Annotated in this window: 22 protein-coding genes and 1 pseudogene; 14 read left to right on the top strand and 9 right to left on the bottom strand. The window is 72.8% G+C overall.

Going from position 1 to position 20,230, the window contains the following annotated elements:
* Positions 1 to 29 precede the first annotated feature (29 nt).
* The 3 genes from ABZ312_RS31740 to ABZ312_RS31730 form a co-directional block, all read right to left on the bottom strand.
* Positions 30 to 269 carry a hypothetical protein gene (locus ABZ312_RS31740; RefSeq protein ID WP_499509601.1) on the bottom strand — a complete coding sequence of 80 codons (240 nt, stop codon included), beginning with the start codon at positions 267 to 269 and terminating at the stop codon, positions 30 to 32.
* 109 nt (positions 270 to 378) lie between these two features.
* The gene (locus ABZ312_RS31735; RefSeq protein WP_499509602.1) at positions 379 to 618 is read right to left on the bottom strand and encodes a DUF397 domain-containing protein; all 240 of its coding nucleotides are present in this window, start codon (positions 616 to 618) and stop codon (positions 379 to 381) included.
* A 5-nt stretch (positions 619 to 623) separates the two neighbouring features.
* Positions 624 to 1,445, bottom strand: coding sequence for a Sco1979 family transcriptional regulator (locus ABZ312_RS31730; RefSeq protein ID WP_500324244.1), 822 nt, complete (start codon positions 1,443 to 1,445; stop codon positions 624 to 626).
* Positions 1,446 to 1,612: 167 nt separating this feature from the next.
* Here ABZ312_RS31730 and ABZ312_RS31725 point away from each other — a divergent pair, with 167 nt between their 5' ends.
* Both ABZ312_RS31725 and ABZ312_RS31720 read left to right on the top strand, forming a co-directional pair.
* On the top strand, positions 1,613 to 2,047 hold the full coding sequence (locus tag ABZ312_RS31725) for an ATP-binding protein (RefSeq protein ID WP_500324041.1): 435 nt from the start codon (positions 1,613 to 1,615) through the stop codon (positions 2,045 to 2,047).
* 290 nt (positions 2,048 to 2,337) lie between these two features.
* Complete coding sequence (locus ABZ312_RS31720) at positions 2,338 to 2,508, top strand: hypothetical protein (RefSeq protein WP_500324040.1); 171 nt, start codon at positions 2,338 to 2,340, stop codon at positions 2,506 to 2,508.
* Between the two features lie 94 nt (positions 2,509 to 2,602).
* Here the strand turns inward: ABZ312_RS31720 and ABZ312_RS31715 are convergent, their stop codons facing one another.
* Genes ABZ312_RS31715 through ABZ312_RS31705 form a run of 3 tightly spaced genes read right to left on the bottom strand, consistent with a single transcriptional unit; the run spans position 2,603 to position 3,891 of the window.
* Positions 2,603 to 2,998 (bottom strand): (2Fe-2S) ferredoxin domain-containing protein, encoded by a 396-nt coding sequence (locus ABZ312_RS31715; protein ID WP_500324039.1) that lies wholly within the window; start codon positions 2,996 to 2,998, stop codon positions 2,603 to 2,605.
* The gene (locus tag ABZ312_RS31710) at positions 2,995 to 3,381 is read right to left on the bottom strand and encodes a PPOX class F420-dependent oxidoreductase (RefSeq protein WP_500324038.1); all 387 of its coding nucleotides are present in this window, start codon (positions 3,379 to 3,381) and stop codon (positions 2,995 to 2,997) included. Before ABZ312_RS31710 ends, ABZ312_RS31715 begins: the two co-directional genes overlap by 4 nt.
* 9 nt (positions 3,382 to 3,390) lie before the next feature.
* Complete coding sequence (locus tag ABZ312_RS31705; protein ID WP_500359285.1) at positions 3,391 to 3,891, bottom strand: GNAT family N-acetyltransferase; 501 nt, start codon at positions 3,889 to 3,891, stop codon at positions 3,391 to 3,393.
* A 72-nt stretch (positions 3,892 to 3,963) separates the two neighbouring features.
* On the opposite strand from ABZ312_RS31705, the gene ABZ312_RS31700 reads away from it, so the two are divergent.
* The 9 genes and pseudogenes from ABZ312_RS31700 to ABZ312_RS31660 all read left to right on the top strand — a co-directional run bounded on the left by ABZ312_RS31700 (position 3,964) and on the right by ABZ312_RS31660 (position 13,683).
* A complete protein-coding gene (locus tag ABZ312_RS31700; RefSeq protein WP_500439258.1) occupies positions 3,964 to 4,767 on the top strand; it encodes an exodeoxyribonuclease III in 804 nt (267 codons plus the stop codon).
* 17 nt (positions 4,768 to 4,784) lie between these two features.
* Positions 4,785 to 4,997 (top strand): hypothetical protein, encoded by a 213-nt coding sequence (locus ABZ312_RS31695; protein WP_500324035.1) that lies wholly within the window; start codon positions 4,785 to 4,787, stop codon positions 4,995 to 4,997.
* Positions 4,998 to 5,330: 333 nt separating this feature from the next.
* A pseudogene (locus ABZ312_RS31690) lies at positions 5,331 to 5,642 on the top strand (leucine zipper domain-containing protein); the annotation flags it as partial.
* Positions 5,643 to 5,732: 90 nt separating this feature from the next.
* Positions 5,733 to 6,059: a barstar family protein gene (locus tag ABZ312_RS31685; RefSeq protein WP_500439275.1), complete on the top strand. Its 327-nt coding sequence runs from the start codon at positions 5,733 to 5,735 to the stop codon at positions 6,057 to 6,059.
* Positions 6,060 to 6,152: 93 nt separating this feature from the next.
* Positions 6,153 to 6,779 carry a GntR family transcriptional regulator gene (locus ABZ312_RS31680; RefSeq protein WP_500324033.1) on the top strand — a complete coding sequence of 209 codons (627 nt, stop codon included), beginning with the start codon at positions 6,153 to 6,155 and terminating at the stop codon, positions 6,777 to 6,779.
* A gap of 146 nt (positions 6,780 to 6,925) precedes the next feature.
* Positions 6,926 to 9,601, top strand: a complete 2,676-nt coding sequence (gene aceE / locus ABZ312_RS31675) for a pyruvate dehydrogenase (acetyl-transferring), homodimeric type (RefSeq protein ID WP_500439257.1) — start codon at positions 6,926 to 6,928, stop codon at positions 9,599 to 9,601.
* A 144-nt stretch (positions 9,602 to 9,745) separates the two neighbouring features.
* A complete protein-coding gene (locus tag ABZ312_RS31670) occupies positions 9,746 to 10,225 on the top strand; it encodes a MarR family winged helix-turn-helix transcriptional regulator (protein ID WP_499509611.1) in 480 nt (159 codons plus the stop codon).
* Between the two features lie 32 nt (positions 10,226 to 10,257).
* Positions 10,258 to 12,018, top strand: coding sequence for an MFS transporter (locus ABZ312_RS31665; RefSeq protein WP_500439256.1), 1,761 nt, complete (start codon positions 10,258 to 10,260; stop codon positions 12,016 to 12,018).
* A 138-nt stretch (positions 12,019 to 12,156) separates the two neighbouring features.
* Positions 12,157 to 13,683 carry a glutamate synthase subunit beta gene (locus ABZ312_RS31660; protein WP_500324243.1) on the top strand — a complete coding sequence of 509 codons (1,527 nt, stop codon included), beginning with the start codon at positions 12,157 to 12,159 and terminating at the stop codon, positions 13,681 to 13,683.
* Here the strand turns inward: ABZ312_RS31660 and ABZ312_RS31655 are convergent.
* The 3 genes from ABZ312_RS31655 to ABZ312_RS31645 all read right to left on the bottom strand — a co-directional run bounded on the left by ABZ312_RS31655 (position 13,652) and on the right by ABZ312_RS31645 (position 16,480).
* Positions 13,652 to 14,689: a Gfo/Idh/MocA family protein gene (locus ABZ312_RS31655; RefSeq protein ID WP_500324030.1), complete on the bottom strand. Its 1,038-nt coding sequence runs from the start codon at positions 14,687 to 14,689 to the stop codon at positions 13,652 to 13,654. The two genes, ABZ312_RS31660 and ABZ312_RS31655, sit on opposite strands and share 32 nt — an antisense overlap.
* A 230-nt stretch (positions 14,690 to 14,919) precedes the next feature.
* Positions 14,920 to 15,558 carry a mycothiol-dependent nitroreductase Rv2466c family protein gene (locus tag ABZ312_RS31650; RefSeq protein ID WP_500324029.1) on the bottom strand — a complete coding sequence of 213 codons (639 nt, stop codon included), beginning with the start codon at positions 15,556 to 15,558 and terminating at the stop codon, positions 14,920 to 14,922.
* 67 nt (positions 15,559 to 15,625) lie between these two features.
* Complete coding sequence (locus tag ABZ312_RS31645) at positions 15,626 to 16,480, bottom strand: oxidoreductase (RefSeq protein WP_500439255.1); 855 nt, start codon at positions 16,478 to 16,480, stop codon at positions 15,626 to 15,628.
* Positions 16,481 to 16,621: 141 nt separating this feature from the next.
* Here ABZ312_RS31645 and ABZ312_RS31640 point away from each other — a divergent pair, with 141 nt between their 5' ends.
* The 3 genes from ABZ312_RS31640 (at position 16,622) to ABZ312_RS31630 (ending at position 20,138) form a co-directional block, all read left to right on the top strand.
* Positions 16,622 to 17,200, top strand: coding sequence for a helix-turn-helix domain-containing protein (locus tag ABZ312_RS31640; RefSeq protein WP_500324027.1), 579 nt, complete (start codon positions 16,622 to 16,624; stop codon positions 17,198 to 17,200).
* Complete coding sequence (locus ABZ312_RS31635; RefSeq protein ID WP_500439254.1) at positions 17,197 to 17,775, top strand: GNAT family N-acetyltransferase; 579 nt, start codon at positions 17,197 to 17,199, stop codon at positions 17,773 to 17,775. Before ABZ312_RS31640 ends, ABZ312_RS31635 begins: the two co-directional genes overlap by 4 nt.
* Before the next feature lie 206 nt (positions 17,776 to 17,981).
* Entirely contained in the window at positions 17,982 to 20,138 is a 2,157-nt protein-coding gene (locus tag ABZ312_RS31630) for an acyltransferase family protein (RefSeq protein WP_500439253.1), read from the top strand.
* Positions 20,139 to 20,230: the final 92 nt, after the last annotated feature.

Genomic DNA, 20,230 nt, shown 5'->3' with positions numbered 1-20,230 from the left:
CCGGCGCAAGCGCGGCACCCGGGGCCCGGCTAGCAGCTCTCCGGGCCCTGGGCGTCGTACGGACCCGAGGGGCTGACCTCCTCCAGGGTGTACGTGTACAGGTCGAACTCCACCAACCCGTCCGCATGCGTGGTGACCCGCGGCGGGCGGGTCCCCGGATACCGGGAGGCGATGACGTCGGCGACCCTGTGGGCGGTCGCCGCGTCGGCAGCGGCGATGCGCACGTAGGCCACTCCCGGTTCGTACAGCGGTCCGAGTTGTCCGGTCATGCTGCTCCCCTTGTCCCGTCCGTCCGGCGGATTACCGCTGGAGACAGCCCGTCGGTCGTCGCGGTTGCCCGCGCGGGCTGGGTTCACTCGAAGATGTCAATGCGGGGGCTCAGGACAGCAGGAAGTCGGCCTTCCCGTCCTTGGCGCCCTGGATGAACATCCTGATCTCGTGGTCCGTGTAGATAAGGGCCGGCCCGTCGGGGTCGGTGGACTGCCGCAGCGCGACCCTGCCGTCGGCCAGTTTCATGGCCTCCACGCAACTTCCCCCGTTGCCGCCGCTCCACGGCTTGTGCCAGCCCTCGGTACCGAGGTCGACGGCGCGCATGCCGTTGTATATGCGGTCGTCCATGTATGTCAGATCTCCTTGCGGATGCCATCGAGGATGGCTGCGGTGCTGTGTGCCGGCGCGGCTTGCGCGCACATCCGGTCGAGGGCCTCGAGGAACGCCGAGACGTCGTCCACGTCGTCCAGGTAGGCGGCGCCCACCAGGCTCTCGGTGAACACGACGTCCGGCAGCTCGCGGATCTGGAACCGGAAGATGTGGAAAGGCCCGTACATCGCCGGGTGCGGCCCGGCGTCGAAGGGCATGATCTGCAGTCTCACCTGCGGCAGCTCACAAGCCTCGGCCAGCCGGTCCAGCTGGGCGCGCATGATGCCGGGACTGCCGATGGGGCGGCGCAGCACGGTCTCGTCCATCACCACCCACAGCAGCGGGGCCTCGGGCCGGGCGATCAGCGCCTGCCGTTCCCGGCGGAGCGCGACCAGGCGCTCGAGTTCCTCCTCGGAGGCGCCCGGGCGTCCGGCCTTCAGCACGGCGCGGGCGTAGTCCTCGGTCTGCAGCAGGCCGGGGACGTAGTGCGGCTCGTAGGCGCGGATGATGGCCGCCTCGCCCTCGAGGCTGACGAAGGCGCTGAACCAGGACGGCAGGACGTCACGGTAACGGTGCCACCAGCCGGGGCGGTTGCCCTGCCGGGCGAGGTCGATGAAGGTCGCCGCCTCGGCGGCGTCGACGCCGTACAGCGCCAGCAGCTTCTCCACGTACGGGATGCGCAGGCCGACCTCGGCCTTCTCCATCCGGCGCACGGTGGCATGGGTGACGTCCAGCTCGCGCGCGGCCTGTTCGTACGAGCAACCCGCCTTCTCCCGCAGGTCTTGGAGGCGTTTGCCGAGGATCACGCGGAGGACGGTCGGCGCCCCGCTCGCCTTCGCCTCACCCACGTCGCAACTCACGCATGGCAGCAGTGTGCCATGTCAGGAATGGAACCCACACCCTGATACTGGCGATTGTGCAATTTGCAGAATGACCCTTGCCTTCTGTGCAAGCAGTGGCCATAGTTGCGTGTGTGCTCTTTGCCCTCAGCGCCCGGGACACCTTCCGGCTCCGACTGCCGGCGCAGGCCTCGTCGGTCGGCGTCGCGCGGCGCCAGGTGCGTTCCGCGCTCAGCAGCTGGGGCCTGGAGGAACTGGGCGACGACGCCGGCCTCGTGGTGAGCGAACTCTTCACCAACGCGGTCGTGCACAGCGGCAGCGACCACGTCGCGTGCCTGCTCTGGACGGCGGGCGGCACGCTGCACATCGAGGTCGTCGACGAAGGGCGCGGGCCCGCGGGTCCGCAGGCACGCGCGGCCGCCGACGCCGACGAGAACGGCCGCGGGCTCGCCCTCGTCGCCCATTTGGCCCAAGGCTGGGGCGTGCGTCCGCCGGCGCACGGCACCGGTCGCGCGGTGTGGGCGACCCTCTCCTGCGCCCGTCCCGGGGCGGTACGGCGCAGCGGTTGAACACCGGGTGACGACCGCCCGGCGTACGCGGGAAGGGTGGCCGTCGTCGCGGCGCGCCGTATTGGGATGGTGGCACCCCGCGTCCGGGCATAGGCTTCTCCCGACGGAAAGGCCCTCGGGGGAGCACCAACACCCCCTGCCTCCGCCCCGGGAGGAACCGCCCACCGCGGTCCCCGCCCGGTTCCGCAACCGGCGCCACCGCGTCCGCTCAGCCATCAGCCCGACCGGGCGGTCGGCGTCCGGCAGCGGCCGGGCCGGCGTCCGGCTCACCCGACACGAAGGAGTGCGCGGTGACACCCGAGAAGTCAAAGCGGAACCAGCTCCCCAAGGAGCCTGACGATCAGCCCGCGCAACAGCGGGAGGTGCGGAACCTGGACGTCTGGGCCAGGTCGGCACCGATCCGACTGGCCGGCTACGAGGACGATCTGAACGAACCGCACATCCTGCGCGGTATCGACTGACCCTCCGGCACGGCCGGTTCACGGGCCGTACGGGCAACGAAGCCCGTACGGCCCCTGCCGTGTCCCGGGCCTCCCGGCGGCGTTTCCGGCCCGCTCAGCCCGCCGCGTCCACAGCGCCCACGGTACGGCCGCCCGGCGGTTCGATGGCGTAGAGGTCCAGGACGTCGGGCGGTACGGCGCGGCCCGGTCCCCCGGCGCGCACCCACGCGACGATGTCGCCGAGGGCGCCGGGATCGTTGACCAGGCCGAGCCAGACCGGCCGGCCTCCGGCCGCGCGCCCCTCCGGCGAGGGCTGCACGACGACGGCGTTGGCCTGTTCGCACACGTCGAGGCACTCGGTGACGCGTACCCGGCAGACCCCGGCGAGTTCCCGCCGGAGCAGGTCGAGTTGAGCGTCGTGGTCGACGCCGGGGACCTTCTCCGTACCGCAGCAGCAGTCGCGGCAGACGCTCACCGTGCAGGCGCCCTGCCGCGGCGCACCGCCGCTCACGTGAGGGTGATCCGCACGCCCACCGTGCCCTCGCGGCCGCGGCGCAGGCGGCTGCCGAACAGGGTCAGCCGGCCGAGCAGGCCGTACTTGCGGGCGACCAGGGAACGGTAGCGCTCGGTCTCCTGCGGTCCGAGGATCTCGGCGCGCGCGGGCACCTGCTCCCCGGTGGGGTTGCCGCGTACGTCGCAGGGGCCGACCAGCACGTCGGCACGGTTGCGGATCCGCTTGACCTTGCCGGAGTCCGCCGCGGTCCAGGCACCGACCGCCTCACCGTCGCGGACCACCCAGACCGGGGTGGCGACGGTACGGCCGTCCCGCCGGTAGGTGGTCACCAGTAGGTACTTGCCCGCCGCGAGCCGGGCGGACGCGCTGTCCTCGATCACGGACCAAGGCTACGCGGGAACGGCCTCCTCGGCCGGTGCCCGGAGCGTTTTGCCCAGGCACACGCTGAGCGGACTGTCCTTGTAGTGGCCGAACTTGGTCACCGGCGTGTAGCCGCAGGAGGCGTACAGGGCGATCGCCTCCGGCTGCATCTGCCCCGTCTCCAGCACCATCCGGGTGCGGCCCGCCGCGGCGGCGCCGGCCTCCAGTGCGGCGAGCATCCGGCGTGCGAAGCCCCGGCCCCGGGCCTGCGGCACCACGTACATGCGCTTGACCTCGGCGTCGCCGTCCTCGAAGCCCTCCGGGGAGGCGTCCTGACCGCGCCAGCCGCCGGTCGCCACGGGGGCGCCGTCGAGGTAACCGACCATGAACTCGCCCTGCGGGCCGTCGAAGTGGTCGGGGTCCATCGCCGTCTCGTCGGGGCCGCCGTACCGCACGACGTACTCCTGCTGCACCTGCTCGGTCAGCAGTACGGCGTCGGGGTGGTCGTAGGGCGTCTTCCGGATCTCCACCCGCACATCGTACGGGTGTGCGGCCTACGCCCCGGTACGGGCACCCTCCGGCGGGCCGGTATCGTCCCCGTCATGCTCACCGTGACCACCGTGAACGTGAACGGGCTGCGCGCCGCGGCCAAAAAGGGCTTCCTCCCCTGGCTGGAGGCGACCACGGCCGACGTGGTGTGCCTGCAGGAGGTCCGCGCCGAGGCCGCGCAGCTGCCCGAGGAGGTCCGTGCCCCCGAGGGCTGGCACGTGCTCCACGCCCCGGCGGCCGCGAAGGGCCGGGCCGGGGTGTCCCTCTACTCGCGGCAGGAACCGTCCGCGAGCCGGATCGGCTTCGGCTCGGAGGAGTTCGACGGCTCCGGCCGCTACGCGGAGATCGACCTGCCCGGCGTGACGGTCGCCAGCCTCTACCTCCCCTCGGGCGAGGTCGGCACGGAGCGGCAGGAGGAGAAGGAGCGCTTCATGGCCGCGTTCCTGGAGCACATGGTCAAGCTGCGGGAGAAGGCCGCCGCCGCCGGCCGCGAGGTGCTGATCTGCGGTGACTGGAACATCGCGCACACCGAGCGGGACCTCAGGAACTGGCGGGCCAACCAGAAGAACGCCGGCTTCCTCCCCGAGGAGCGGGCGTGGCTCTCCCGCGTCTACGACGAGGCCGGGTACACCGACGTCGTGCGCCACCTCACCCCGGAGGGCGAGGGCCCGTACACGTGGTGGTCCTACCGCGGCCGCGCCTTCGACAACGACAGCGGCTGGCGCATCGACCTCCACGTCGCGACCCGCGGCCTGGCGGCCCAGGCCTCGCAGACCCGGGTCGAGCGCGCGGACACGCACCCCGAGCGCTGGTCCGACCACGCGCCGGTGACGGTCGCCTACGATCTCGGCCGGTAGATCCTCCAGGGGGGAGCATGCGGCGGCACTGGCCGCGGGGCGTCGAGCGCGGGGACCGTCCGGGCTTCGCCCTGTCCCGGTCCGGGGACGGCCTGCTGTGGGGCGTGTGCGCGCGGGTGTCGGGGCTGCTCGTGGACCCGTACCGGCGTCCGCACCAGCTCGTCGCGTGCGAACCGTCCGGCCCGCTGCTCGACGTCCTGGACGGGGAGGGGCACGGGATTCCTCGGTGACCTCTGGGTGAGCCCGCGGGACTGCGGGCGGCACGCCGCGCCGGATCCGTTCGACGACCCGCACGCGCCGTGGCGACTGGAGGACGCACGGATCACGGGTCACCGCCGTCGCCCCGGCGCGCCCGCCGCGTGGGACGTGTTCCTGGACGCCGTGGACGGGTGGCCCGAACCGCCCGGCGAACCCTGCCTCGCGGCGGGGCTGCTGATCCACGACGGACACCGGGCCCTAGGTGTATTGATCACGAGCGTTGTTGACACCGGCCCGGGCTTGATCAAGGCGAAGACCTCCGGTGTGGTGGAGCTGTCTAGGACTGCACCACACCGGAGGTCTTCGTGTCCCACCGTAATGCCCGGCTGACCGTTCATGGCAGGCGGCTGCTGGTCGAGCGTGTCTGCTCGGGCCGACCGGTCGCTCATGTCGCGGCTGAGATGGGGATATCGCGCGTCACGGCTCACAAGTGGGTCCGCCGCTGGCGGGTCGAGGGCGACGCCGGCCTGCACGACCGTACGAGCAGGCCTCACACCGTCCCCCACCGCACACCGGCCGCCATGGAACGCACTCGGCCCCGGGCTCGTCGACGTCGGCCTCACCGACGGCGTGTGGGTGCCCTTCCCGGCTCGCGCCCGGGCGCTGTGGGACCGGTGGCTCGCCGGGCCCCCGGCGGAGTCCGGTACCTGGTCCGGGTACGCCACCCGTGACCGGTCGTTGAGGCTGGGCCTCGTCCGGGACCGCGGCTGCGCGGACCCGCGTCCGGCGCGGCCCGCCGGGCTCGTGCACGACCTGGAGGCCGGCACGTCACTGACGAGCCCGCCCTCTACCTCGCGCTGGGTGAGGCGATGAACGGTCCGGGCGGCTACCTCGGATGCAATGCGGACGCCCTGGCCGACTGCCTCCGCGGCGGCTTCGGGGTCACCACCCCGTGCACCCTGGTGTGGCGGGATTCCGCGGTCGCCCGCCGGGCGCTGGGCGGGACGCTGAACTCCCACGGGGAGCCGGACAGCCGCTTCGGCCTGGTCCTCAAGGTGCTGGCCGAGGGCGGCGTGGAAGTCGTCCTCGCCTGAGGGCGCGGCGGCACCCGGTGCCGCCGTACGGGACCGCCGGAGGGCGCCGTCGCCGTATCGTCTAGTCAGCTGCCCTTTTCCGGAGGAGTACCCATGGCGCCGCCCGTCGTCCGCTCTCTGCGCGAGCAGATCCGCGAGTTCATCGTGGACGGCATCGTCAGCGGGCGGTGGAAGCCCGGGGAGCGGATCGTCGAGCGGGGCATCGCCACCGAGCTGGAGGTCAGCCAGACGCCCGTACGGGAGGCGCTGCGGGAGCTGGAGGTCATGCGGCTGATCGAGTCCGCCCCGAACAAGGGGGTGCGGGTGCGCCGGCTGACCGCCGGGGACCTGGAGGAGATCTACCCGGTGCGGGCGGGCCTGGAGCAGATCGCCGCGGAGCTGGCGGCGCCGCGCCTGCGGTACGACCTGTCGGCGCTGGAGGCCGAGGTCGCGCTGCTGCACGAGGCGGACGAGGAGGGCGACGCCGGGGCGCAGGTACGGCACACCGTGGCGTTCCACCGCGAGTTGGTGCGCGCCTCCGGCAACAGCGTGCTGCTGCACACCTGGGAGTCGCTGGGCATCGAGGTGTGGACGGCGCTGTCGATCCGCTGGCTGGGCACCCGGCAGCGGCTGTACGCCGAGGAGCACCAGGCGGTGGTGGAGGCCTTCCGCAGGGACGACCCGCGGGTCGGTGAGCTGGTCAAGGAGCATGTGCTGGGCTGTGCCCCGCAGGGCGGCTGACGCCGGCCCGGAACACCCCGCCCGTAAGGCCGGAGCTCCCCTTTGTGACCCTCGTCACAAGGTATTTGATCGATCATCGATCAGTCTTACTCTGTGAGACACGGGGACACCCCTGCCCGCACGGAACCAACTGGGAGGCGTTCACCATGACCGACGCCACGCTGAGCGCGCTCGATCACCTGCCGGACCCGGACCCGGAGGAGACCGGCGAATGGGCCGCCTCACTCGACGCGGTCACCCACGCCGCCGGCCCCGATCGCGCGGCGTACCTGATGCGCCGCACCTTCGACCACGCGCAGGCGTCCGGTCTCGCGGTGCCGTCGCTGCTGGAGACCGAGCACATCAACACCATCCCGACCGCCGCGGAGCCCGAGCTCCCCGGTGACCTGGAGATGGAGCGGCGCATCGCCGGATGGAACCGCTGGAACGCCGCCGCCATGGTGACCCGCGGCAGCCGGCTGGGTCTGGGCGGCCACATCGCCACCTTCGCCTCCGCGGCCTGGCTGTACGAGACCGGCTTCAACCACTTCTTCCGCGGCAAGGAGGGCGACGGCTCCGGCGACCAGCTGTACGTCCAGGGCCACGCCTCCCCCGGCATCTACGCCCGCGCGTTCCTCGACGGCCGGCTGACCGAGCGGCAGCTGGACAACTTCCGCCAGGAGGCCGGCGGCGACGGTCTGCCGTCCTACCCGCACCCGCGGCGGCTGCCCTGGCTGTGGGAGTTCCCGACCGTGTCGATGGGCCTCGGCCCGCTCGCCGCGATCCAGCAGGCGCGCTTCAACCGCTACCTGACCCACCGCGGCATCAAGGACACCTCCGGCTCACACGTGTGGGCCTTCCTCGGCGACGGCGAGATGGACGAGCCGGAGTCGACCGCCGCCCTCGGCCTCGCCGGCCGCGAGGGGCTGGACAACCTCACCTTCGTGATCAACTGCAACCTGCAGCGCCTCGACGGGCCGGTCCGCGCCAACTTCAAGATCGTCCAGGAGCTGGAGGCGAAGTTCCGCGCCGCCGGCTGGAACGTCGTGAAGTCGCTGTGGGGCTCCGCCTGGGACGAGCTGTTCGCCCTCGACACCACGGGCGCGCTCGTGCGGCGGCTGCGCGAGGTACCCGACGGGCAGTTCCAGACCTACGCCACCCGCGACGCCGCGTACATCCGCGAGCACTTCTTCGGCGCCGACCCGGCCCTGGCCGAGATGGCGAAGCTGCTGACGGACGCCAAGATCGCCGAGTGCTTCCACACCTCCCGCGGCGGCCACGAGCCGCGCAAGGTGTACGCCGCCTACCGCGCGGCCACCACGCACAAGGGCGCGCCGACCGTGATCCTCGCGCAGACCGTCAAGGGCTGGACGCTGGGCCGCGGTTTCGAGTCGCGCAACGCCAACCACCAGATGAAGAAGCTCACCCTCCCCGAGTTCCGCGCCATGCGCGACCTGCTCGAACTCCCCATCCCGGACAGTGCGCTCGCCGGGGACCTGGTGCCGTACGCCCACCCGGGCGCCGACTCCCCCGAGGTGCGCTACCTGCAGGAGCTCCGCGCCGAGCTCGGCGGCCCCGCCCCGGCCCGCCGGGTGCACCCGGTGGCGCTCCCCGAGCCGTCCGCGAAGCCCTTCGAGGCCCTGGCCAAGGGCTCCGGCAGCCAGGAAATCGCGACCACGATGGCCCTGGTCCGGCTGATGAAGGACCTGATGCGGGAGAAGGAGAGCGGACGCCGCTGGGTGCCGATCGTCCCCGACGAGGCGCGCACCTTCGGCATGGAGTCGCTCTTCCCGAGCGCGGGCATCTACTCGCCGCTCGGCCAGACCTACGACCCGGTCGACCGCGACATGCTCCTGTACTACCGGGAGGCGGAGAACGGGCAGATCCTCAACGAGGGCATCACCGAGGCCGGTTCGATGGCCTCCTTCACCGCCGCGGCGACCTCGTACGCCACGCACGGCGAGCCGATGATCCCGCTGTACATCTTCTACTCGATGTTCGGCTGGCAGCGGACGGCCGACCAGATGTGGGCCCTCGCCGACCAGCTCGGCCGCGGCTTCCTGGTCGGGGCGACCGCGGGCCGCACGACGATGACGGGTGAGGGCCTGCAGCACGCCGACGGCCATTCGCACCTGATCGCGTCCACCAACCCGGCGGCGGTCTCGTACGACCCGGCCTTCGCCTACGAGGTCGGCGTCATCGTCCGCGACGGCCTGCGCCGCATGTTCGGCCCGGACGCGGAGGACGTCTTCTACTACCTGACGGTCTACAACGAGCCCAAGATCCAGCCGGCCATGCCCGCGGAGCCGGGCGTCGAGGAAGGCATCGTCAAGGGCCTCTACCGCTTCCGCGCCGCCGACACCGCCGGGCTGTCCGCCGACGCGCCGCGGCTGCAGCTGATGGCCTCCGGCACGGCGATCCACTGGGCCCTGGAGGCGCAGCAGCTGCTGGCCGCGGAGTGGGGCGTGGCGGCGGACGTGTGGTCGGCGACCTCGTGGAGCGAGCTGCGGCGCGGTGGTCTGGCGTACGACGCGGCCCGGCTGCGCGGCGAGGACGCCCCGCTCCCCCACGTCACCCGTGTCCTGGAAGGTGCGCCGGGCCCGGTGCTGGCGGTGAGCGACTGGATGCGCGGGGTGCCGGACCAGATCAGCCAGTGGGTGCCGCAGGAGTGGCACTCGATCGGCACCGACGGCTTCGGCCTGTCGGACACGCGCGATGCGGCGCGCCGCCACTTCGGCGTGGACCCGCAGTCGGTGGTCGTCGCCGCGCTGGCCGCGCTCGCCGGGCGCGGCGAGGTCAAGCGGGAGACCGTGCAGGAGGCCCGGGAACGTTACGGGCTCTGAGCTCCCCGCTCCGCCCCGGGCGGGGGCATGAGGGCCGGGTACGCCGTCACAGGCGTGCCCGGCCCTCTTCCGTACCCGGCCCTCATCCGTGTCCGCCCCCTGCGCCCCCTCCCCAGATACATAAGGCAGTGATATAAATTCCTTATGCATCTTCCCGACGACGACCCGGACCACGGCCACGCCGTCGACGTGGCGCGGGCACTGGAGCGGCTGTACCGCATGCTGCGCAGGCTCAGCCAGCCGAGCGAGCTGTCGCTGACCACCGTGGCGACGCTGTCCACGCTGGAGCAGTCCGGCCCGCTCCGGCTGACCGAGCTGGCAACCCTGGAGGGCGTCACTCAGCCGGCGATGACCCAGGTCGTGTCACGGCTGGCGGAGGCGGGACTGGCCGGTCGCGCGGCGGACCCCGCGGACGGGCGTGTGGTGCTCGTCCACATCACCGACGCGGGCCGGGAGGCCATCGCCCGCCGTCGCGCCGTGCGCGCCGAGCGGCTCGGGGAGTTGCTGGAACAGCTGAGCCCGGACGAGCGGGCGGCCCTGGTGGCCGCGCTGCCGGCCGTGGAGGCACTGACCCGGCTGGGGCCGCCCCCGGCCCCGTCGCGCCCGGCCCAGCGGAGCAGTTGATCAGGCATCGGTTTCTACGTCGGAGCACCTTCATGACCGCGCACGCGCAATCGTCTCGTTCCGTGAATCCGTTCAAACAGCCGAAGGCCGTGTTCGCGGTCGCCTTCGCCTGTGTGGTCTCGTTCATGGGGATCGGTCTGGTCGACCCCATCCTGCCCGCGATATCGCAGCAACTGGACGCCACTCCGAGCCAGGTGACGCTGCTGTTCACCAGCTACCTGGTGGTGACCGCGGTCGCCATGCTCATCACCAACTGGGTCTCCAGCCGGATCGGCGCCAAGCGGACGCTGATCGCGGGCCTCGCCCTGATCGTGGTGTTCTCCGCCCTGGCCGGCACCTCGGGGAGCATCGGCGGCATCGTCGGCTTCCGTGCGGGCTGGGGCATCGGCAACGCGTTGTTCATCGCCACCTCGCTGGCGGTGATCGTGGCCTCCGCGAGCGGCGGCTTCGTGGGCGCGATCATCCTGTACGAGACCGCGCTCGGCGTCGGCATCGCGGTGGGCCCGCTGCTCGGCGGCCTGCTGGGCAACGTGAGCTGGCGCGGCCCCTTCTACGGCGTGGCCGTTCTGATGGCCATCGCGCTGGTCGCCACCGTCGTCCTCGTGGAGCCGATCCCGCTGCCGGCCCGCAAGACCGGGCTGAGCGAGCCGCTGCGCGCGCTGCGCCACCGAGGCCTGCTGACGATGTCGCTGACGGCCCTCTGCTACAACTGGGCCTTCTTCACCGTGCTCGGCTACGCGCCCTTCCCGATGGGGCTCGGCGCGGTCCAGCTCGGCCTGGTCTTCACCGGCTGGGGCGCCCTCGTCGCGGTCTTCGCCGTCTTCGGGGCGCCGCGGCTGCAGGCCCGGCTGGGCATCGCGCGCACGCTCTACGCCAACCTCGCGCTGTTCGCCCTCACCGTGCTGGCCATCGCGATCTGGACCGACGACCGGACCGTGCTGATCGTCTGCGTGATCGTCGCCGGCGTCTTCATCGGCGTGAACAACACGGTCACCACCCAGGCCGTCATGACCGTCGCGCCCGTCGACCGCGCCGTCGCCTCCGCCGCGTACGGCTTCGTCCGCTTCATCGGCGGCGGTCTGGCGCCGTTCGCCGCGGGCAAGCTGGTCGAGGCCTTCGGGATCCACGTGCCGTTCTACATCGGCGCCGGGGCACTCGTGCTGGGCATCGTGATCCTCTCCACGGCCAACGGGCTGCTCAAGGAGGCCGAGAAGGTCCAGGCCGAACAGGTCGGGGCCGCCTCGGAGCCCGCCTCGGAGCCCGCCCCGGAGCCCGTCCCCGGGGCCGACGCCGCCCCCTCACTGGTACCGGTCGAGCACGACGCCGCGGCGCACCACGACCCGGGGCGCGGCGCCATCGTCGCCGCCGTGGACAGTTCCCCGCACGCCGAGCGGGTCGCCGCGGCCGCCGGCCGCCTCGCGACGATCAACGGCCGTACGGTGCACGTCGTCCACGTCGAGGAGGCCGCGGTCGCGGGTGACGCGGCCGCCGATGCGGAGGACCTGGAGTCCGCGCGGACCGCCGTCCGCAAGCACCTGGACCGGCTCGCCGCCCTCGGCATCCCGGCCGTCGGGCACGTGCTGCGGAACGCCACCGGCCACGGCGAGGTGGGCCGTATGGTCGCCGAGCACGCGAAGCGCACCGGGGCCCGCGCCATCGTCGTCGGGGCGCCCACCCACGGCGGGCTGTCCGCGCTGCTGGACGCCGGCGCCGGGCAGGCCCTGATGCGGTACGCGACCTGCGACGTCGTACTGATCAACCCGCGTTCGGCGGAACTGGAGGCCGCGGCCTGATCCCACGGCGGAAGATCACGGTGGCCGCGCCATCGAAATACCGACAAACCCGACGTATGGTGGCCTGACGGTGCCATGTGCCGGGGGACGCGGTCACCGTGCCTCCCCATGATCGTGACGGCGGCGCCGGAGGCGGCCATGGCCGATCCCAAGGGCTTTCTCACCACCCCCCGCCGCACCCCCGCGCGGCGCCCCGTCTGCGAGCGCGTCGAGGACTGGCAGGAGGTCTACACCGGCCAGGGCCTGCTGCCGATCATCTCCGCGCAGGCCGGCCGGTGCATGGACTGCGGCATCCCGTTCTGCCACGACGCCTGCCCGCTGGGCAACATGATCCCCGACTGGAACGACCTGGTGTACCGCGAGGACTGGGCCGCCGCCGCGGAACGGCTGCACGCCACCAACAACTTCCCCGAGTTCACCGGCCGGCTGTGCCCGGCGCCCTGCGAGAGCGCCTGCGTCCTGACCATCAACGCCGACCCCGTCACGATCAAGAACGTCGAGGTCGCCATCGCCGACCGCGCGTGGGAGGACGGCCTCGCCCTCCCCCGTCCCCCCGAGCGGCGCTCCGGCCTCACCGTCGCGGTGGTCGGCTCAGGACCCGCCGGACTCGCCGCCGCCCAGCAGCTCACCCGGGTCGGCCACACGGTGACGGTCTACGAACGGGCGGACCGGCTCGGCGGCCTCCTGCGCTACGGCATACCGGAGTTCAAGATGGAGAAGCACCATCTGGACCGGCGCCTGGCGCAGATGCGCGCCGAGGGCACGCTCTTCCGCACCGAGGTCGAGGTGGGCGCCGACCTCGACGCGGAACGGGTCGTCGCCGAGCACGACGCGGTGCTCCTGGCGGTGGGCGCCACGGCATGGCGCGAGCTGCCGGTACCCGGACGGGAACTGGCGGGCATCCACCAGGCGATGGAGTACCTTCCGCTGGCGAACCGCGTGCAGGAGGGCGACCTGACCGAGTCACCGGTCAGCGCCGAGGGCAAGGACGTCGTCATCGTCGGCGGCGGCGACACCGGCGCCGACTGCCTGGGCACCGTGCTCCGGCAGCACGCGGCCTCCGTCGTGCAGCTCGACATCAACCCCCTGCCGGGCGAGTACCGCCCCGAGCAGGAGCCGTGGCCGGTGTACCCGCACGTCTACCGGGTCTCCCCCGCCCACGAGGAGGCCCGTGAACTGGCCCGGCGCGGCGTCTGGGACCCGGCGGAGCACGGCGGTGTGCCGCTGCCCGGCCCGGAGGGCGACATCCGGGTGTTCTCCGCCTCGACCTTCCGCTTCGAGGGCGACGACGAGGGGCACGTACGGTCGCTCCACCTGGTCGGGGTGGAGCCGCGGCACCGCCGTCCGCAGCACGGCACCGAGCGCGTCATCCCCGCCCAGCTGGTGCTGCTGGCGCTGGGGTTCTCGGGGGCCGAACGCGACTGCGGGCTGGTCACCCAGCTCGGCCTGGACATCGACCGGCGCGGCCACGTCGTCCGCGACGCCTGCTTCGCCACCGGGGTGGAGAAGGTCTTCGTCGCGGGCGACGCGGGCCGCGGTCAGTCGCTGATCGTCTGGGCGATCGCCGAGGGCCGGTCGGCCGCGGCGGCGGTCGACCGGTGGCTCACCGGCAGCACGTGCCTGCTGGCACCGATCACGCCGACGACCCGGCCGCTGGTGGCGTGACGGCGGCGGAACGCGGGCGCGGCTCGAAGCCCGCGGCGCGGTAGCAGGCGTCGATCATGCGCATCGACTCCACGGCGTCGTCGGCGTCCGTGGGCAGCGGGGCGCCGTCGCGCAGGGTCGCCGCGAACGCCTCCAGCTGGTAGGTGTACGACAGGCGCCTGCCCAGCTCCTCGACCCGCTCGCCGTCCGGCGTACGGACCACGACCCGGTCGTCCTGGTGCGGCAGCACGAAGCACGGCGCGGTGGCCTCGCCGCGGCTGCCGACGATGCGCCAGCTCATCTCGAGCGCCTCGGCGTCCATGTGGCAGCGGGCCGAGGCGGTGGCGCCGCCGGGGTACTCCAGGTCGGCGTCCAGCCATTCGTCGACACCCGGCGCCTTGGCGCGCTCCCCGCCGCGCGCGGCCACCAGGCGCGGGGCGCCGCCGGCCCACGGGGCCAGGGATCCCGCCGCGTGCAAGGAGTAGCAGCCCAGGTCCATCAGGGCGCCGCCGGCCAGCGGCAGCGACCAGCGGGGGTCCTCGTCCGCGGGCGCGGGGATGTTGACCACGGCTTCCACGTGCCGCAGCTCGCCGAGCTCACCGGACTCCAGCAGCTCGTGCAGGCGCCGGGTGACCGGGTGGTAGAGGTAGTGGAACGCCTCCATGACGACCACGCCCGCCTTGGCGGCCGCGTCGCGCACCTCGACGGCCTCCTCGAGGTTGCTCGCGGAGGGCTTCTCGCTGAGCACGTGCTTGCCCGCCGCGATGGCGGCCAGGTTCCAGGGGCCGTGGAGGCCGTTGGCGAGCGGGTTGTAGACGGCCTCGACCTCGGGGTCGGCGATGACGTCGGCGTAGGAGTCCAGCACGCGCTCGACGCCGTGCTCGGTGGCGAAGTCCGCCGCCCGGGAGCGGTCGCGGGCGGCCACGGCGACCAGCCGGTGACCGGTCGTGCGGGCGGGGGCGGCGATGGCGGTCCCGGCGATGCGGGCGGCGCCGAGCACGCCGATGCGCAACGGTTCGGTGGTCATGCGGTGCGTACCTCTTCCATGACTGCGGGTCGGTGGTCCCCGTGGAACAACGTGCAGGCCTCGGCGATCCATCCGGCCTCGACCCCGTCGGCGACGCTACACCGCGCAGGCGAACGGCCGGCGACGGCCTCGGGGAAACCGGGCCAAGCGGGGCCCACCTCGGCCGGGGGCGGCGGCGGGCCCCTGGCCGCCGCCCCCGCCACCGCCGCAGTCGCCGCAGTCGCCGCGCCTCAGTCGAAGACAGGACCGGCGGTGCGGGTGCGCTTCATCTCGTAGAAGTCCGGCATGGAGGCGAGGACGATCGCGGCGTCCCAGAGGCGCCCTGCCTCCTCGCCCTTCGGGGCGGGACTGACCACCGGGCCGAAGAACGCGGCCCTGTCACCGTCCTGACCGGGCAGGGCGACGACGGGACTGCCGACGTCCTCGCCGACCAGGTCGACGGCCTGCTGGTGGGAGGCGCGCACCAAGGCGTCGAAGGTGTCGGTGTCGCCGGCGTCCGCGAGGCTCTCGGGCAGGCCCGCGTCGCGCAGCGCGGCCGCGATCGTCGGCTTGGTCCGGGGCTGCTGGTGCAGGTGGAAGCGGGTGCCCATGGCGGTGTACAAGGGCCCCGTCACCTCGGGTCCGTAGGCCTGCGAGGCCGCGGTCAGGACCCGGACCGGTGCCCATGCCAGGCCCATCAGCTCGCGTATGCGCTCCGGCAGTTGGTCGAGGCGGTCCTCGTTGAGCACGGCCAGGCTCATCACGCGCCAGGTGACGTCGACCGGCCGGATCCTCTCGACCTCGAGCATCCAGCGCGAGGTCAGCCAGGTCCAGGGGCACACCGGGTCGAGCCAGAAGTCGACGGCCGTACGGGGGCGGGATGCGTTCACAGGAGGGTCCAAACTCGGTAGCAGGAACCCTGGCGGAGGGGCCAGGGAGACGTCGGGTTCACGTTGTTCACCGGTAGGCGGGGAAATCGGTGGAGACCGTGAGGTCGGCCCAGGCGGCGAGGTCCTCGCGCAGCAGCCGCTGCCCCTCTTCGACCAGACGCAGAGCATCGGTGCCGAGGACGAGGTGGACCGGGGGGTTGTCGGCATCCAGGACCCGCAGCAGCGCCCGGGCGGCGCGGGCCGGATCACCGGCCTGGTTGCCGCTCTTGGCCTGCCGGGCGGACCTGATGGGGTCGAACAGCGTGTCGTAGTCGGGGATGCTGCGCGGCACGCGGGTCATCGAGCGGCCCGCCCAGTCGGTGCGGAACGAGCCGAGCGCGAGGGAGGTGACGTGGATGCCGAAACCGGCGACCTCCTGGGCCAGGGACGCGGCGATCCCCTCCATGGCGAACTTGCTCGCGCCGTAGAACGCGACTCCGGGGAGGGCGGTGAGGCCGGCCATGGACGAGAGCGTCACGATGTGCCCGCCGCGGCGCCGGCGCATGTGGGGCAGGACCGCCTTGATGACGGCGACGCTGCCGAAGACGTTGACCTCGAACTGCCGGCGCAGGTCCGCCATCGCCGACTCCTCGACGGTGCCTTCGAGGCCGTAGCCGGCGTTGCTGATCAGCACGTCGACGGGGCCGGTGTTCCGTTCCACCTCGTCGACGAGGGGGACGACGGCCTGTTCGTCCGTCACGTCCAGCAGCCTGGCGCTGGCACGCCCCGGGGCCAGGGCCTCGAACTCGGCGATCCGCTCCGGTGCGCGGACCGTGCCGACGACCCGGTGACCGGCGGCGAGTGCCTCCTGGGCGAAGGCACGGCCGAGGCCGCCGCTGACACCGGTGATCAGAAACGTCTTGCTCTGGCCCTGAACGCTCATGTGTTCCTGCTCCGGGGGGAGGTGATGGAGACGTAGTAGACGATCGGTCTACTACACGATAGGCGACCCGCCGGGGTGCGTCAAAGGCGCGGGGCCCGCCCACCCTTGGTCGTGTCCCGGATCTGGGATACCGTCCCGGATGTGAGAGAAACCGCCCCCACGTCCGTCGACACCCGCCTCGCCGCGCGCCTCGCCGAGCTGCGCGACGAGCGCGGCTGGTCCCTCGACGACCTCGCGACGCGCACCGGCATCAGCCGCTCGACGCTCTCCCGCCTCGAACGCGCCGAGATCAGCCCCACGGCCGCCCTGCTCGGGCGCCTGTGCACCGCGTACGGACGCACCATGTCCCGGCTGCTCGCCGAGGTCGAGAGCGGCGGCGAGCCCGCGCAACTCGTACGCGCTGCCGACCAGCGCGTCTGGACCGACACCCCGTCCGGCTTCGAGCGGCGCTCCGTCTCACCCCCGCACCCCGGACTGCGGGCCGAGATCATCGAAGGGGTGCTGCGCCCCGGTGCGGACATCGCGTACGAAGGCCCACCCGTGGCCGGGCTCGAACACCACGTGTGGTTGCACGAGGGGGCCCTCGCGGTCACCGTCGAGGACCGCTCACACCACCTCGCCCCCGGCGACTGCCTCCGCTACCGCCTGTGGGGCACCTCCCGCTTCCGCTGCCCCGGCCCGGACCCCGCCCGCTACACCGTCGTGGTGGTACTGCCATGAAGGACAGCCGCGCCCCCGCCCCCGTGCACGCCGTCGCCCCGCTCTCCGCCAAAGCCCTGCTGGAATCCGCCGACGACCTCGCCGCCCTCCTCGTGGACGCCGTCGAGGGCGGCGCGTCCCTCGGCTTCGTGACCCCCTTCACCCACGCCGAGGCGGCCGCCTGGTGGCGCGCCCGCGCCCACGTCGTCGCGGACGGCGGTCTCACCGTCTGGGCCGCCCGCGACACCGCCGGTGTCACCGGTACCGTCAGCCTCGCCCACGAGGGCAAGCCCAACGGCCGCCACCGCGCCGAGGTCCTCAAGCTCATGGTCCACCGCCGCGCCCGCGGCCACGGCCTCGGCCGAGCCCTCCTCACCGTCGCCGAACACGCCGCGGCGGCCGCGGGCGCGACCCTCCTGCTGCTCGACACCGAGACCGCCAGCCCCGCAGAACAGCTCTACCGCAGCGCCGGCTGGACCCCCTACGGCACCGTCCCCGCCCACGCCGCGAACCCGGCGGGGGTGCTGCGGCCGACGACCTTCTACTTCAAGGCGCTGCCGTCCGCGCAGGAGCGCGCGTCGAACCACCGGCCGTAGGCCCGCGCGCCTCGCTCCCGCCCGCACTGCGAGCGCGGATCCGCCGGTACGCGACCTCGCGGTGAACGGAAGGACAAGGACGAGCGGGCAGCCGGCGAAGAACGGCCGAACCCGGCCGATCGCGCGCAACCCTGCCCGGTCATCGAGCGTCTGGTCAGCGGCGTCGCACGGTTCGGCGCTCGTCCATCAAGACCAGAGGAGATTCCGTGTCACGTGCGTCGTGGCCCGCGGCAACTGCGACGCAGGCACCCCCGCCACCGGAGGCGAACGCCGGAACACCGGTCCGTCCGGCCGCCGGAGCACCGCTGCGCCTCGACATCCAGGGGCTGCGCGCGCTCGCGGTCTCGCTCGTGGTGCTCTCGCACGCCGGGGTCCGGCCGCTGGCGGGCGGCTACATCGGGGTCGACGTCTTCTTCGTGATCTCGGGCTTCCTCATCACCTCGCTGCTGCTGCGTGAGCTGGCCCGGAACGACCGTGTGTCGGTGCGGAGGTTCTACGCCCGCCGGGCCCTGCGGTTGCTCCCCGCGTCGACCCTCGTCGGGGTCGTCACGCTCGGCGGCGCCTGGCTGTACCTGTCGAAGGTCCGCTTCGCGGAGTACGTCGGGGATGCGCTCGGCAGCACCTTCTACGTGGTGAACCTCCGGCTGGCGAACGCCGGCACCAACTACCTCAACGCGGACAGCCCGCCGTCGCCGTTCCAGCACTTCTGGTCACTGGCGGTCGAGGAGCAGTTCTACCTGGTCTGGCCACTGCTGCTGTGGGCGAGCTGGAAGCTTGCCCGGCGCCGGACCGGACTGCTGGCGGCGCCGCTCGCGGTGCTGTGCGCGATCTCCTTCGCCCTGAACGTGTGGGTGACGGGCACCTCGGTGTCCTGGGCGTACTTCGGCTCGCACACCCGCTTCTGGGAGCTCGGTGCCGGGGCGCTGCTCGCGCTCTCCGCCGGCCGGCTGGAGCGGTTGCCGGCCCGGGTGGCCGGGCCGATGAGCTGGGCCGGGCTGGTGTCGCTGGTGGTGGCGGCGGTCTGGTTCGACGACGCCACGCCGTTCCCCGGGCCCTATGCGCTCGCGCCCGTGCTCGGCACCGTGCTGGTGCTGGCGGGGGGCTGTTCCCCCGCGCGGTACGGGGCCGGGGCGCTGTTGTCGCTGCGGCCTCTCACTTGGGTCGGCGGCCTGTCGTACGGCTGGTACCTGTGGCACTGGCCGATGCTGGTGATCCTGCCGATGGCGTGGGAGCGGCCGGCGACCGTCCGCTTCGGCCTGGTGTGTGCGGCGATCTCCCTGCTGCTGGCCTGGGGGACGCTGCGTCTGGTCGAGAACCCGGTGCGGTTCCACCACGTCTTCCGCGGCCGTCCCGCACGGGCACTGGGGCTGGGCGCGGGGCTGACGGCGTGCGCCACGGCGGCGGCGCTGGTCGCGACGGCCTTCCCGCCACTGATCAGTTCGGGAGCGGCCGCCCCGGAGCTGAGGGGCACGCTCACCGGGGTGACCGACCCGCAGACACGTCTGACCGAGCTGCTGGAGGCACCCGAACGCAGTCTGCCGGTCAATCTCACGCCCGGGATCACCAAGGTCAAGGGGACGTTGTCGGCGGTCTACCGGGACGGCTGCCACATCGGCTACCAGAGCACGGCAACACCGTCGTGCGTCTACGGCGACCGGTCCGCGCCGAAGACGGTCGTCCTCTTCGGGGACTCGCACGCGGCCCAGTGGTTCCCCGCGCTCGACCGGCTGGCCCGCGAGCGCCACTGGAGACTGGTCTCGCTGACCAAGGCATCGTGCAAGGTCGCCGCGGTCACCACGGTCTACCAGGGCGAGCCGTACACGTCCTGCGACCGGTGGCGCACCAAGGCACTGGCCCGGATCAGGTCCCTGAAGCCCGCGCTGGTGATCGCCTCCTCCTCGGACACGGCCGACCTGGCCCGGCCGTCCGCCGACCCGCGCCGGCAGTGGACCGACGGTTTCGAGCGGACCTACCGGGAACTGGCGAGGAGCGGCGCCCAGGTGCTGGCCATCGAGGACACCCCCTGGCCGAAGGGGGACGCGGTCGACTGCGCGGGGACCCATCCGCAGGAGCTGGAACGGTGCGCGTCCGAGATCGGGCAGGCGGTCAGGGATCCCGACAAGAAGCGGGAGATCACCGAAGCGGCCGCGGCCACCGGCGTCTCGGTGGTCGACCCGGTCCCCTGGCTCTGCGGCACCGGCGGCGACTGTCCCGTGGTGGTGGCCGACACCTTCGTCTACCGCGACGACAGCCACCTCACCGAGTCCTACGCCGAGGCCATCGCACCGGTGCTGGACCACGAGATGACCGTCCTCTACGGCGCGGACCTGAGCCGGCACCCCGTACGGCCGACCGGCCCTTAGGTCGTGTCGTCAAATGAGCGCCGGCCGCCCGAAGGGCGGGCCCAGCGGCGTCTGGTGCGGTGCATCGCAAGGCGGCGAGTCGTCCTCGTAGT

The sequence above is a fragment of the Streptomyces sp. NPDC006207 genome, assembly GCF_040613835.1.
Lineage (GTDB): Bacteria > Actinomycetota > Actinomycetes > Streptomycetales > Streptomycetaceae > Actinacidiphila.
The sequence above is the reverse complement of the archived record's forward strand: the minus strand, read 5'-3'. Positions and strand labels throughout refer to the sequence as shown.